Source organism: Uliginosibacterium sp. sgz301328 (assembly GCF_041807905.1).
Lineage (GTDB): Bacteria > Pseudomonadota > Gammaproteobacteria > Burkholderiales > Rhodocyclaceae > JBGVSA01.
In genome coordinates, this window is the sequence record NZ_JBGVSA010000016.1 from 77,611 (window position 1) to 89,964 (window position 12,354).

Sequence of the window (12,354 nt, forward strand, 5' to 3'; positions counted from 1 at the left end):
CCACGCCCGCCGCCAAAAAAAAGAACGGGGCATGGCCCCGTTCTTTCATCCAGCGACTGCACCGCCGATCAATAGCCGGTCGTGTCACCCAGGCCTGCCGGCAACGAACCCTTGATCTGAGCGGGCGAATAGGCGCCCTGGTTGGTCCATACCAGCCAGTCGAGGGAGCCGTTGTAGCTATTGGTGCCAGTCGTGCCGACGTACAGGTAGCGCTTCAACGAACCCGTCGCCGCGTTGAGCACACCGCTATACGGCAAGGCCGAACCGCCCGTGGTCTCAGTCTTCAACTGTCCATCGACATACAGGCTGACGGTACCATGCGTGGCGTCGGTCATGGCAATCGACACCTGGTAGATGTGCCACTGAGAAGTATCCACGGCAACCGTCGGCTTGTTCGCCGGCGTGCCCGATACGCCATCGATGGTGTCGAACTGCACGCCCTGCATCAACGTGTTGTCACCGATGACGAACTTGACGCGGCTCGCACTGGTGTCCGCGTCGGCATCCGCGAGCGCGACTTCAACTTCGATTGCGCGGTCGGTGGCGGAATTCGCCTTGGCCCGCGCAACCCACGTGAAGTACTTCGGATAACCCACGCCCACCACGGAGTCCCCGTTGTTGGGATCCTTGGTGCCGCTGACGCGGATCTGGCCTTTGGAGCCCCCGTTGATGAACGACACGATGCCGTTGCCAAGCGAGGCGAACACGTTCGGTGTATAGCCCGTGCTGGTGTTGTAGGTGAAGGCCGTTGCCGAACCGTAGGTGCTGGTGATCGAGTTCGCCGCATCCGGGACGACGTTGGCGTTGTACGAATTCCAGTTCACCGCCATGGCACTCGAAGAAGTCGAGGAACTCGCCGACGAAGTCGACGACGACGTGCTCGAGTTGCTCGATGAGCTAGAGCTCGAACGCGAGCTTGACGAAGACGAAACGGAACTCGACGACGAGCTGGAATTGTTGTCGTCGTCACTACCGCATGCGGCCAGCGACAGCGCGAGAGCAGACGCAACCAGCACGGAAAGATGCTTCTTCTGCAACATCATGAACCTCCCACCATAAATGACTTTGTCATTGAACTCCTCCTGGTACCTGGACGCGCGGATGTTGATGTCCGCGATATGCGCACTTGTGTGCGTGCGCTCTGTCCGGGGAGGATCGTTGCATGGTGAAAGTAGCGAAACAATACGATAAAAATGGAAATTCCCGGAAATTCCGGTCTTTTCTGATACGTAAAAACCCGAAGCCACGGCGCAAGAAAAATGGGGCCGTAGCCCCATTTTCCTTGCTTCGACGGGCAAACAGCCCCAATGCGCAAAGCGCTCGCGGCGCTCGACAGGGTCAGTCAAGCAACTCGTCGTCGCTCAGCACGCTGCCGCCATGAAGCGTTGCATGCGCAAGCCCATCCGCACGACTCAATACCTGGTCGGCATAGAAATGTGCCGTCGCGATCTTGGCGCGCAGGAAGGACTCGCGCCCGTCCCCGCTCGCCAACAAATCGCGCGCAGCCAGGGCGGCTCGCGCCATCTGCCAGCCGCCGCAGACGACGCCCATCAATTCGAGCATGGGCGTGGCGCCGGCCAGGGCTTCACGAATGTCCTTGGCATACACGTCGAGCAGATGTGTCGTAGCGGTTTCGAGTGCTTCGATCCCAAAGTGCAGCAGTTCGCCGACATGCTGGATGCGGGCATCGTCCGCCGCGTCGCAACGGGCTGCGATCTGGCGCATCTCGTCCAGCACGACCTTGAGTGCCGTTCCGCCGTCCCGCGCGATCTTGCGACCGATGAAGTCGATGGCCTGGATGCCCGTCGTCCCCTCGTAGATCGTGGTGATGCGTGCATCGCGAAGATGCTGGGCCGCGCCGGTCTCTTCGACATAGCCCATGCCTCCGTGCACCTGTACGCCCAGGGACGCGACCTGGATACCCGTTTCGGTACTCCAGCCTTTCACGACAGGGATCATCAGATCGACGAAGGCTTGCGCTGCGGCACGTACGTCGGCATCGGCGTGCCGTTCCGCGACATCCATGCGCGATGCAACGACCGCCGCCAGCGCGCGCATTGCTTCGGTCTGCGACTTCATCAACAGCAGCATGCGTCGTACGTCGGGGTGGCGGGCGATGGGCACGCGCGCGCCGTTGCGCACGCCGGCGTCGACGCCTTGCACGCGCTCGTTGGCATAGCCCAGCGCTTGCTGCCACGCCCGCTCCGCGATGGCCACGCCTTCCATCCCGACTGCGTAGCGCGCCATGTTCATCATCACGAACATGATCTCCAGCCCGCGATGCGGCTCACCGACCAGATATCCGACCGCGCCGCCCGCGTCGCCATATGCCATCACGCAGGTGGGGCTGGCGTGGATGCCAAGCTTGTGTTCGATCGACACGCAGCGCACGTCGTTGCGCGCACCGATGGCGCCATCGTCCTCGACGAGGAACTTGGGTACCACGAACAGGGAAATGCCTTTGACGCCTTCAGGCGCATCGGGCAGGCGTGCCAATACGAGGTGGATGATGTTGTCGGCCAGATCGTGCTCGCCGTAGGTGATGAAGATTTTCTGGCCGAAGAGGCGATAGCTGCCGTCGCCTGCAGGCTCGGCGCGCGTACGCACCGCCGACAGATCGGAACCCGCCTGGGGTTCGGTCAGGTTCATCGTGCCGGTCCACTCGCCGCTCACCATTTTCGGAAGATAGGTGGCACGCAGGGATTCGGAGCCGCGCGCGAGGATCGCTTCGACGGCACCTGCGGTGAGCATCGGGCAGAGCGAGAAGGCAAGGTTCGCGCTCTTCCACATTTCGTTGAGCGACGATGAGATCAAGGTCGGCAGCCCTTGCCCGCCGTATTCGCCGGGCGCGGCCACCGAGGCCCAGCCCGCCTCGGAGAAATGGCGATAGGCTTCGCGCCAGCCCGGCGCGGTTCGAACTGCTCCGTCCACGCAACGCGCGCCTTCGCGATCGCCTACGCGGTTGAGCGGCGACAGCACGCCGGCGGCAAACTTGCCGGCCTCTTCAAAAATCGCCTCGATCAGGTCATCGGTGAATTCTTCGCACCCGGGCAGTGACTGCACCGTGCGCAGATCGGCAAGGTGTTGCAGGACGAAACGCATGTCCTCCAGCGGCGCCTTGTAGTCGCTCATCTCTCTGTCTCCATCACATCATCGTTGCCTGCCTCGGCATGGCGCCGGGCAGATCTGTCGACCTGTTCACGTTGCGCGAACGGATCTCTAGTGACGCAGGCTTCGCGCCACTTGTTCCACCGTCAGCCCGTGCGTGCTTTCGATCGATTGCACGAACGGCAGGACTTGCTCCAACCGACACGACGAACACGACGCCCACGGGCGCAGGTAATAACCCGCGCCGTGACGCTCGGGTCGCAGCGGTTCGCCGTCTTCCGCAAAGAAGAGCCAGCGCTGCGCCATGACGTCGTCGACGGGACAGGCGGCAATAGCGGCACCCTCGTCGTCGAACTCGCGCAGGAGGTTGTCGTCCGTATTCAGGGCAAAGACGCTCATGTCACTTCCCCTCCAGATAGCGATGATCATCGAAGGAGGCGACCCAGCCAGGGCGATAGACGACCATCAGCGTGAGCGCCATGCCGGTCAGCCAGCTTTCGGCGAACGCCAGCAAGAGGAAAAACGGAGCGTATTCGGTGAGCAGCCACGACAAGGGCTGCACGTGTGAAAGAGCGAGGACGGCGGTCGCCACGACGCCAACGGCGAGCACACCGATGGTGGCGTTCAGACAACCCGCCAGAAAGATGTAGACGAAGAAATGTGCCGGCAGGCGCCGTTCGACGGCATGCAGCACATGTGTACTGATCCACGCTGGCAGCAATGCCGCGGTCAACACGTTGAGCGGCAACGCCGGCCAGTCCCCCTGGCCGGCAAGCGCAGCGACGATCGCGCCGCCGAGCAGCACGAAGGACGCCAGGGGCAATCCGAAGACAAGGGTCGCCAGCGTGGCGCCGATCAGGTGGAGATTGAAGCCGGGGGCAAGCTGCCCCTTGAGGCTCCACAACATGGCGATGACCAGCATCCCGCCCGCTGCATGATGCAGTTGGGTGCCGCCGATCAGATATCGCCAATCGACGTGACGTGCGTGACGCCAGAGTATGGCCGCCACCATCAGGGCGGCGGCCACGTGCAACACGATGGGGACCGAGGCAACCGTGAAGTTCATCGCCGGCCCCTGCCCGTGTCACCCCAGCGCGGCCGTCAGTTGCGGCACGATCTCGAACAGATCGCCTTCCAGGCCGTAGTCGGCCACCTGGAAGATGACGGCGTCCGGGTCCTTGTTGATGGCCACGATCACTTTGGAGTCCTTCATGCCGGCCAGATGCTGGATGGCACCCGAAATGCCGATGGCAATGTAGAGTTCCGGCGCCACCGCCTTGCCGGTCTGGCCCACTTGCGTGTCGTTGGCAGCGTAACCAGCATCGACGGCGGCACGAGACGCGCCGATGGCGGCGTTCAGCTTGTCGGCCAGCGGTTCGAGCAGACCTTCGAATTGCTCCTTGGAGCCCAGTGCGCGCCCGCCGGCCACGACCACGCGGGCAGCGCCCAGTTCGGGGCGCTTGGAGGTCGACAGTTCGCGGGTCACCAAGCGCGTCACGCCGAGGTCCGGCCCCGCGGGAGCCGCTTCGACCGTCGCATTGCCCGCGCCGGTTGCTGCCAGCGCGAAGGCGGAAGGACGCACCGTCACGACCTGTACAGGGTCGGCGCTGCGCACGGTCGCCATCGCGTTGCCCGCGTAGATCGGACGTTCGTAGGTGTCAGCCGAAACCACGGCGGTGATGTCCGATACCTGTGCCACATCGAGCAGTGCGGCCAGGCGCGGCCCCAGGTTCTTGCCGAAGCTGGTCGCCGGCAACAGCACGTGACTGTAGCTGCCAGCAAGCTGCGCCAGGCACACAGCCAGGTTTTCGACTGTCTGGTCGGCGTAGTGCGCGGCATCCACCACGCGCACGCGCGTCACGCCTTCGGCCTTGGCTGCGGCTTCGGCCACCGCACCGCAACCACTGCCGACGACGACCAGGTCGATTTCGCCGCCGATCTGGCGTGCGGCGGTCAGGGTGTTGAGCGTGCTGCCCTTGAGCGCAGCGTTGTCGTGTTCCGCGACAAGCAGAATCGTCATTGCGCGTCTCTCCTCAGATTACCTTGGCCTCGTCGCGCAGCTTGGCGACGAGTTCTTGAACATTGGCCAGCTTGACACCGCCCTGGCGCTTCTTCGGCTCATCCACACGCACCGTGATCAGGCGCGGGGTGATATCCACTCCCAGGTCGGCTGCAGGAATGGTTTCCAGCGGCTTTTTCTTGGCCTTCATGATATTGGGCAGGGTGGCGTAGCGCGGCTCGTTCAGCCGCAGGTCGGCAGACACCACGGCCGGCAGCGACATCGCGACGGTCTCAGTTCCGCCGTCGATTTCGCGGCTGACCTGGATGCGGCCATCCGCGACCTTCACGCTCGAGGCAAAGGTGGCCTGTGGCCAGCCGAGTACGGCGGCGAGCATCTGAGCGGTCTGGTTGGCGTCGTCATCGATGGCCTGCTTGCCGAGCACGATCAGTTGCGGCGTTTCTTTTTCTGCCACGGCTTTGAGCAACTTGGCGACGGCCAGCGGTTGCAGTTCGGCGTCGGTTTCGACGAGGATCGCGCGATCCGCGCCCATCGCCATGGCCGCACGCAGCGTGTCGGCCGACTGGGCCGCACCACACGACACCACGACGACTTCTGTCGCCGTGCCGGCTTCGCGCAGGCGCACAGCCTCTTCCACGGCGATTTCGTCGAAGGGGTTCATCGACATCTTCACGTTCGCCAGATCGACACCGCTACCGTCAGCCTTCACACGCACCTTGACGTTGTAATCAACGACGCGCTTGACTGGAACCAGTACTTTCACACTCATCTCCTCAAGTCTGGAAACCGCGCCGCACCTTGTTAAAACAAGGCAAGCGGCAAAGCCCTACAGTATCTCACCGATCATCTGGCGGCTTTATAACCGACTGTTATTACGCCATCCGTTCTTAGCGCAGCTCAAACAATCCATACGCTAGCGTATGGACAGAAAAGTAGCGTCTTCGGGCACTTTGTGTCAATACTCCGCAGTATGGAAACGCGATCAGAAAACACCCGCCACACCCTGGACCGTAGTGCATGGGTCCAGCTTGCAACAGAGCTGCTTGCCGAGGACGGCCTCGCCGGCGTACGGGTCGAAGTGCTCGCCAAGCAGCTTGGCGTGACCAAGGGCAGCTTCTATTGGCACTTCAAGGACCGGCAGGCGCTGCTGGAGGCGGTACTGGAGACCTGGCGCGAGGGGCGCGTGCGTGACAGCGCGCGGCAGGCAGAGGCCACGCCGGCGACAGCCCGCGAGCAGATCCGGCGCGTCATCGATGCATACAGCATCCGTCCGAACCGTAAGGGCGTGCGAATCGAACTGGCGATCCGCGATTGGGCACGCCGCGACGCTCAAGCCGCGGCCGCGGTCGAAGACGTGGATCGTGCGCGGCTGGACGACGCCACCGCCCTCTTCCGGCTCGGCGGCTTCAGCGAAAATGATGCCCGCATGCGTGCGCTCCTGCTCTATACGCACTCATTCGGGCTGTCGATGATGGTCTACACGCGCATGGCCGACGACATCGGCCAACTACATCAGCAAGTCACGCGTTTGATTTCGGGCGAAGAGACACGGTAATTCGCGCCGCCGCCCTGTGATGGCGGCCTACCCGCGTCAGGACCGCAGATAGGCGAGAAGATCCTGCAACTGCGCGCGGACAGAATCCACGACAGCCTTTTCGCGGGCGGCGTTGTCGGCGGCTTCCTGTTCGAGCTGGCCGACTTCGCTGAGCTGATTGCGCGCACCACTGATGGTAAAGCCGTCGCGATAGAGCAGTTCGCGGATACGGCGAACCAACAGGACTTCGTGGTGCTGGTAATAGCGCCGGTTCCCCCGGCGCTTTACCGGCCTGAGCTGAGTGAATTCCTGCTCCCAATAGCGCAACACGTGCGGCTTTACGCCACACAGGTCGGCCACCTCGCCAATGGTGAAATACCGTTTGGCGGGGATCGGGGGCAGGACGACTTCAGACTCAGGACTGAGGTTGTGCATCGCTCAACTGTTCGACTGCGGCCTTGAGTTTCTGGCTCGCGTGGAAGGTCACGACACGGCGCGCCGTGATCGGAATTTCTTCGCCGGTCTTGGGATTGCGGCCAGGACGCGGCGGTTTGTCGCGCAATTGGAAATTGCCGAAGCCGGAAAGTTTCACTTCCTCGCCGCGCTCCAGGGCGTTGCGGATTTCCTCGAAGAAGCCTTCGACCATGTCCTTGGCCTCGCGCTTGTTGAGACCGACCTTTTCGAACAGCAGCTCGGCCAGTTCAGCCTTGGTCAGCGTACTTGTCGTCGTCATAGCTTGAAGAACTTCCCTTGTTACGCACGCAAGTGCGCGCCGAATTTTTGCTCGGCAGCCTGAACAAGCGCGTTCATCGCTTGTTCGATTTCGGTCTCTTCCAGAGTCCGCTCAGTGTGCTGAAGCACAGCGCGCAAAGCAATGCTCTTGTGCTCCGGGTCGATTCCCTTACCCGTATAGACATCGAACACGGCAACCGAACGCACGATCTCCGGCGCCGCAGCGCGCAGCGCTTCGACCAGTTCGCCAGCCGGCAATTTGACCGGCACCACCAACGCCAGGTCACGCGTTACGGACGGCTGGCGGGTGAGATCGCGCGCGGCCGGAACCGAAGCCTCCAGCGCGCGGGAGAGATCAAGTTCGAACACCACCGGCGCCGTGCTTAGATCGTATTTCTGCACCCACGCAGGATGCAATTCGCCCACGACGCCGATCTGCTTGCCATCGACCACCACGGCTGCGCAACGCCCCGGATGCAATGCCGGATGCGTGGCTGCCACGTAGGATGCACGATCGCCGAGGAGCGCTTCGACATCGGCCTTGACGTCGAAGAAATCGACACGCCGCGTTGCCGTGCCCCATTGCTCCGCCACTGCCGGCCCCCACGCCAGCCCGGCGAGGCGCAAGGGCTGAGCGTAACCTTCTACCGGCACGCCTTGCGCGTCGCGCGAGAAGCAACGGCCGATTTCGAACAGGCGCACGCGGCTCGCCCGACGACGGATGTTGGTATCGAGCACGCCGATCAGCCCGCCAATGAGCGACGAGCGCATCACAGCCAACTGACTGGCAATCGGGTTGGCCAGACGGATTGGGTCGGCATTCCCAGCGAAGTCGCGCTCCCATGCCTCTTCGACGAAGGCGAAGCTGACGATTTCCTGGTAGTCGCGCGCAGCAACGCGACGGCGCAGACGATGCGCCGGCGTGGCGCCTTCGCTTTGCGGCAACATGCGCATCGGCCCCATCGGTGGAACCGGCGGAATGTTGTCGTAGCCAAAGACGCGCGCCACTTCTTCGATGAGGTCTTCTTCGATTTCGATGTCGAAACGGTAGCTCGGCGCCTGTACCGTAATGCGTTCGCCTGCAACTTCGGTACGCATGCCGAGGCGCTCAAAGATGGCCGCCATCTCGGCCGTGGGGATATCCACACCGATGACTTTGCGAGCACGATCGGCGCCCAGCGTCACGCGCGCGCGCACCGGCATGTCGGCGGTGCTGATCGCCTCCACCACCGCTCCCGCCTGACCACCGCAGATTTCGAGAATGAGCGCAGTTGCGCGCTCCATCGCCACGGGCGCCAGTTCAGGATCGACGCCACGCTCGAAACGATGCGAAGCATCCGACGAGAAACCCAGCGCACGGGCCCGGCCGGCAATGGCGTCCGGCTGGAAGAAGGCGCTTTCCAGGAAAACGTTGCGGGTGTTGTCACCCACTCCGCTGGCCTCGCCGCCCATGACGCCCGCCAGTGCCAGCGGACGCGATTCGTCCGCGATCAGCAGATGATCCGGGAGCAGATCGACGACCTGTCCGTTAAGCAGCGTGATCTGTTCGCCCGCAGCCGGATGGCGCACATGAATCGCCCCCTTCAGGGTGTCATCGTCAAACGCATGCAGCGGCTGGCCGAGTTCGAGCATGACGTAGTTGGTCACATCGACGACGGCGCTGATCGAACGCACGCCACAACGCTCCAGTCGTTGGCGCATCCAGGCGGGCGTGGGGGCCTGTGTATTCACGTCGCGCAGCACCCTGCCCAGGTAACGCGGACCGGCCTTGGGAGCGTTCAACACGACTTCGCGACGAGCCTCCAGCGCAGCCGGAACTGCCTTGATCTGCGGAGCCTGCAAAGGCGTGGCCGTGAGCGCGGAGACCTCGCGCGCAACGCCCATCAGGCTCAGGCAGTCCGCACGATTGGGCGTCAGCTTGATGGTGATGAGCTTGTCGTCGAGCGACAGGTACTGACGCACGTCGGTGCCGACGGGCGCGTCTTCCGGCAGCACCATCAGACCTCCGTGGTCTTCGTCCAGGCCCAGTTCGCGCGACGAACACATCATGCCGAACGATTCAACGCCACGCAGCTTGGCGGCCTTGATGTCAAAACCCGGCAGCTTGGCGCCGACCCTGGCGCACGGTGCCTTCATGCCGGCGAACACGTTCGGTGCGCCGCAGACGATCTGTTGCAGTTCACCCGTGCCGATGTCGACCGCGCAGACCTTGAGCTTGTCAGCGTTGGGGTGCTTTTCGAACGAAACGATCTGCGCGACGACAACACCCGAAAAATCGGGCGCCACGGGCGAGACTTCTTCCACTTCCAGCCCGGCCATGGTCAGCAGGTGACACAGCGCATCCGAATCGAGCGCCGGATTGACCAGGGAACGCAACCACTGTTCAGAAAACTGCATGACGAATGACTACTCGGAAAATTGGGAAAGGAACCGCAGGTCGTTCTCGAAGAACTGACGCAGGTCGTTCACGCCGTAGCGGAGCATCGTGAGGCGATCGAGGCCCATGCCGAAAGCAAAGCCCGTGTATTTCTCCGGATCGATGCCGCCGAAGCGCAGCACATTTGGATGCACCATGCCGCAACCGGAGATCTCTAGCCAGCGCCCCTTGTTCGGGCCGGTCATGAATGCAAAATCGATCTCGGCCGAAGGCTCGGTGAAGGGGAAGAAAGATGGCCGCAGGCGCACCTGCAGTTCTTCGGTTTCGAAAAACCGCTGCAGGAAATCAATGATCACGCCCTTCATGCCGGCGAAGGAGATGTCCTTGCCGACCCACAGCCCTTCCACCTGGTGGAACATGGGCGAGTGCGTGGCGTCGGAATCGACGCGGTATACGCGGCCCGGCGCAATGATGCGCAGATCGGGCATCACGTCCTTGCCTGCATGCAGCTTGGCATGCGCCTGCATGGCGCGGATCTGTACCGGGCTGGTATGCGTGCGCAGCAGCACGTTCTCGCCGTTCTGCAGGTAGAACGTGTCGTGCATGGAACGCGCGGGGTGGTTTTCGGGCGTGTTGAGCGCCGTGAAGTTGTACCAGTCGGTCTCGATTTCCGGGCCGTCTGCCACTTCAAAACCGATGGAATGGAACAGGGTCTCGTAACGCTCTTGCGTGCGCGTGACCGGATGCAGGCCGCCGTGGCCGGCGCCGCGCCCCGGCAAGGTCACGTCCAGCGCTTCGGCCGCGAGTTGTTGTTCGAGGGCGGCGGTGCGTAACGCATCGCGGCGCGCCTCAAGTGCAGCTTCTACGGCAGTCTTGCAGGCATTGATCTCGGCACCGGCGGCACGACGCGCCTCCGCATCGAGCTTGCCCAGACCTTTGAGCAGTTCAGTGATCTGACCGCTCTTGCCCAGGAACAGAGCCTTGGCCTGTTCCAGTGCGTTGCTATCGGTTGCCTGCGCAAACGCCGTTTGCGCCTGCAGGAGAATCTCGTCAAGTTGACTCACGACGCCTCGCAACTTCTTTAGGTTTCAACGCAAAATCGCAAATTGCCGGTGCGATGTACTTCGCCTGGGGCAACCAAAGCCGCCCACTTTTGAAGTACCTGATGGTGCCCTTCCGATATCGGAGATGCCCCATCGAGACATTTTCGGGCCCGCAGCGTCTGCGGTCATGCAAATTGCAACTTGCGATTTTGCGCTCTTCCCCACGGACGCTCCGCGGGAAAAACAAGAGCAAAAAAAAGGAGGCTGAGCCTCCTTTTTCCCAGCCTGTGTGACTTAGGCGGAAAGCTGAGCTTTCGCCTGGGCGGCCAGAGCCGCAAAAGCCGGCTTGTCGAACACGGCCAGATCGGCCAGAACCTTGCGGTCGATGTCGATCGAAGCCTTCTTCAGGCCGTTCATGAAACGGCTGTACGTCAGGCCGACTTCGCGGGATGCCGCATTGATACGAGCAATCCACAGCGAGCGGAACTGGCGCTTGCGCTGACGGCGGTCACGATATGCATATTGACCAGCCTTCATCACCGCCTGCTTGGCGATGCGATATACGTTTTTCCGACGACCGCGGTAACCCTTGGCCTGATCAAGAACCTTCTTGTGACGGGCGCGTGCCGTTACACCACGTTTGACGCGAGGCATGTGATATCTCCTTTAATCAAGCGTAGGGCATCATCGCGTGGATGCGTGCCGTGTCAGTGCTGTGAACACTGGTCATGCCGCGCAGCTGACGCTTCGACTTGGTGGTTTTCTTGGTCAGAATGTGGCGCTTGAACGCTTGCGAGCGCTTCACGCTGCCACCCGAGCGGATCTTGAACCGCTTGGCGGCCCCGCTCTTGGTCTTCATCTTCGGCATTGCTAACTCCGATTTTTTTGCCATGACGGTCGGTGGCCCCGCACTGGGACACTTGAACGACCAGACCATCACTTGTTTTGCAGCCTTTGACCACGCATTTCAGCGTGACCCGGATGGCTGCGCTCCGAATTCAATCAACGCGCACTCAGTGCTTCTTCTTCGGCGCGACGACCATGATCATCTGCCGGCCTTCAAGCTTCGGGAACTGCTCCACCGCGGCATGCTCGTCGAGATCGGCCTTGATCCGTTCGAGCAGGCGGATACCGAATTCCTGGTGGGCCATTTCGCGACCACGGAAGCGCAGGGTTACTTTCACCTTGTCGCCATCGGCCAGGAAGCGCGTCATGTTGCGCAGCTTGATGTTGTAGTCGTTGTCGTCAGTACCGGGACGGAATTTGACTTCCTTCAGCTGGATCTGCTTCTGCTTCAGCTTGGCCTCGTGAGCGCGCTTGGCCTCCTGGTACTTGAACTTGCCATAGTCCATGAGGCGACAAACGGGCGGGCGGGCCTGCGGAGCGATCTCCACGAGGTCCACGCCGGCTTCTTCAGCCATAGCCAGCGCCTGATGGGTCGGCACGATGCCGAGCTGTTCATTGTCCTGACCTACGAGGCGCACCTCGGCAACGCCGATTTCCCGATTGATGCGCTGCGACTTTTCCTGAGCGATGGTTC

At 62.3% G+C, this 12,354-nt stretch carries 15 protein-coding genes; 2 read left to right on the forward strand and 13 right to left on the reverse strand.

Annotated features, from left to right (window positions below):
• Positions 1–68: 68 nt before the first annotated feature.
• A complete protein-coding gene (locus ACDA63_RS13370; protein WP_373663755.1) occupies positions 69–830 on the reverse strand; it encodes a hypothetical protein in 762 nt (253 codons plus the stop codon).
• Here ACDA63_RS13370 and ACDA63_RS13375 point away from each other — a divergent pair.
• On the forward strand, positions 829–1,059 hold the full coding sequence (locus ACDA63_RS13375) for a hypothetical protein (RefSeq protein ID WP_373663756.1): 231 nt from the start codon (positions 829–831) through the stop codon (positions 1,057–1,059). The genes ACDA63_RS13370 and ACDA63_RS13375 overlap by 2 nt on opposite strands.
• Before the next feature lie 279 nt (positions 1,060–1,338).
• Here the strand turns inward: ACDA63_RS13375 and ACDA63_RS13380 are convergent, their stop codons facing one another.
• The 5 genes from ACDA63_RS13380 to ACDA63_RS13400 form a co-directional block, all read right to left on the reverse strand.
• Positions 1,339–3,132 (reverse strand): acyl-CoA dehydrogenase, encoded by a 1,794-nt coding sequence (locus ACDA63_RS13380; RefSeq protein ID WP_373663757.1) that lies wholly within the window; start codon positions 3,130–3,132, stop codon positions 1,339–1,341.
• A gap of 87 nt (positions 3,133–3,219) precedes the next feature.
• Positions 3,220–3,507 carry a hypothetical protein gene (locus ACDA63_RS13385; RefSeq protein WP_373663758.1) on the reverse strand — a complete coding sequence of 96 codons (288 nt, stop codon included), beginning with the start codon at positions 3,505–3,507 and terminating at the stop codon, positions 3,220–3,222.
• Between the two features lies 1 nt (position 3,508).
• Positions 3,509–4,174, reverse strand: coding sequence for an energy-coupling factor ABC transporter permease (locus tag ACDA63_RS13390; protein WP_373663759.1), 666 nt, complete (start codon positions 4,172–4,174; stop codon positions 3,509–3,511).
• 18 nt (positions 4,175–4,192) lie between these two features.
• The gene (locus ACDA63_RS13395) at positions 4,193–5,128 is read right to left on the reverse strand and encodes an electron transfer flavoprotein subunit alpha/FixB family protein (protein ID WP_373663760.1); all 936 of its coding nucleotides are present in this window, start codon (positions 5,126–5,128) and stop codon (positions 4,193–4,195) included.
• A 13-nt stretch (positions 5,129–5,141) separates the two neighbouring features.
• Positions 5,142–5,891, reverse strand: a complete 750-nt coding sequence (locus ACDA63_RS13400; protein WP_373663761.1) for an electron transfer flavoprotein subunit beta/FixA family protein — start codon at positions 5,889–5,891, stop codon at positions 5,142–5,144.
• 207 nt (positions 5,892–6,098) lie between these two features.
• Between ACDA63_RS13400 and ACDA63_RS13405 the strand changes: the two genes are divergently transcribed.
• Complete coding sequence (locus ACDA63_RS13405; protein ID WP_373663762.1) at positions 6,099–6,683, forward strand: TetR/AcrR family transcriptional regulator; 585 nt, start codon at positions 6,099–6,101, stop codon at positions 6,681–6,683.
• Between the two features lie 36 nt (positions 6,684–6,719).
• Here ACDA63_RS13405 and ACDA63_RS13410 read toward each other — a convergent pair whose 3' ends face one another.
• From ACDA63_RS13410 to infC, 7 genes are all read right to left on the reverse strand, one after another.
• On the reverse strand, positions 6,720–7,097 hold the full coding sequence (locus ACDA63_RS13410; protein ID WP_373663763.1) for a MerR family transcriptional regulator: 378 nt from the start codon (positions 7,095–7,097) through the stop codon (positions 6,720–6,722).
• Entirely contained in the window at positions 7,078–7,395 is a 318-nt protein-coding gene (locus ACDA63_RS13415; RefSeq protein WP_373663764.1) for an integration host factor subunit alpha, read from the reverse strand. Before ACDA63_RS13415 ends, ACDA63_RS13410 begins: the two co-directional genes overlap by 20 nt.
• Positions 7,396–7,415: 20 nt before the next feature.
• Positions 7,416–9,791: a phenylalanine--tRNA ligase subunit beta gene (gene pheT, locus ACDA63_RS13420; RefSeq protein WP_373663765.1), complete on the reverse strand. Its 2,376-nt coding sequence runs from the start codon at positions 9,789–9,791 to the stop codon at positions 7,416–7,418.
• Positions 9,792–9,800: 9 nt separating this feature from the next.
• Complete coding sequence (gene pheS, locus ACDA63_RS13425; protein WP_373663766.1) at positions 9,801–10,835, reverse strand: phenylalanine--tRNA ligase subunit alpha; 1,035 nt, start codon at positions 10,833–10,835, stop codon at positions 9,801–9,803.
• Between the two features lie 273 nt (positions 10,836–11,108).
• Positions 11,109–11,468, reverse strand: coding sequence for a 50S ribosomal protein L20 (rplT, locus tag ACDA63_RS13430; RefSeq protein WP_373663767.1), 360 nt, complete (start codon positions 11,466–11,468; stop codon positions 11,109–11,111).
• A gap of 16 nt (positions 11,469–11,484) precedes the next feature.
• Positions 11,485–11,682, reverse strand: a complete 198-nt coding sequence (gene rpmI / locus ACDA63_RS13435) for a 50S ribosomal protein L35 (RefSeq protein ID WP_373663768.1) — start codon at positions 11,680–11,682, stop codon at positions 11,485–11,487.
• Positions 11,683–11,827: 145 nt separating this feature from the next.
• Positions 11,828–12,349, reverse strand: coding sequence for a translation initiation factor IF-3 (gene infC / locus ACDA63_RS13440; RefSeq protein ID WP_373663786.1), 522 nt, complete (start codon positions 12,347–12,349; stop codon positions 11,828–11,830).
• Positions 12,350–12,354: the final 5 nt, after the last annotated feature.

What these genes read in the sequence shown, in the direction of transcription:
- ACDA63_RS13375 (WP_373663756.1), top strand. Translation starts at nt 829, where the DNA reads ATGGCACTCGAAGAAGTCGAGGAACTCGCCGACGAAGTCGACGACGAC.
- ACDA63_RS13370 (WP_373663755.1), bottom strand. Translation starts at nt 830, where the DNA reads ATGGCGGTGAACTGGAATTCGTACAACGCCAACGTCGTCCCGGATGCG.
- ACDA63_RS13380 (WP_373663757.1), bottom strand. Translation starts at nt 3,132, where the DNA reads ATGAGCGACTACAAGGCGCCGCTGGAGGACATGCGTTTCGTCCTGCAA.
- ACDA63_RS13385 (WP_373663758.1), bottom strand. Translation starts at nt 3,507, where the DNA reads ATGAGCGTCTTTGCCCTGAATACGGACGACAACCTCCTGCGCGAGTTC.
- ACDA63_RS13390 (WP_373663759.1), bottom strand. Translation starts at nt 4,174, where the DNA reads ATGAACTTCACGGTTGCCTCGGTCCCCATCGTGTTGCACGTGGCCGCC.
- ACDA63_RS13395 (WP_373663760.1), bottom strand. Translation starts at nt 5,128, where the DNA reads ATGACGATTCTGCTTGTCGCGGAACACGACAACGCTGCGCTCAAGGGC.
- ACDA63_RS13405 (WP_373663762.1), top strand. Translation starts at nt 6,099, where the DNA reads ATGGAAACGCGATCAGAAAACACCCGCCACACCCTGGACCGTAGTGCA.
- ACDA63_RS13410 (WP_373663763.1), bottom strand. Translation starts at nt 7,097, where the DNA reads ATGCACAACCTCAGTCCTGAGTCTGAAGTCGTCCTGCCCCCGATCCCC.
- ACDA63_RS13415 (WP_373663764.1), bottom strand. Translation starts at nt 7,395, where the DNA reads ATGACGACGACAAGTACGCTGACCAAGGCTGAACTGGCCGAGCTGCTG.
- pheT (WP_373663765.1), bottom strand. Translation starts at nt 9,791, where the DNA reads ATGCAGTTTTCTGAACAGTGGTTGCGTTCCCTGGTCAATCCGGCGCTC.
- rplT (WP_373663767.1), bottom strand. Translation starts at nt 11,468, where the DNA reads ATGCCTCGCGTCAAACGTGGTGTAACGGCACGCGCCCGTCACAAGAAG.
- rpmI (WP_373663768.1), bottom strand. Translation starts at nt 11,682, where the DNA reads ATGCCGAAGATGAAGACCAAGAGCGGGGCCGCCAAGCGGTTCAAGATC.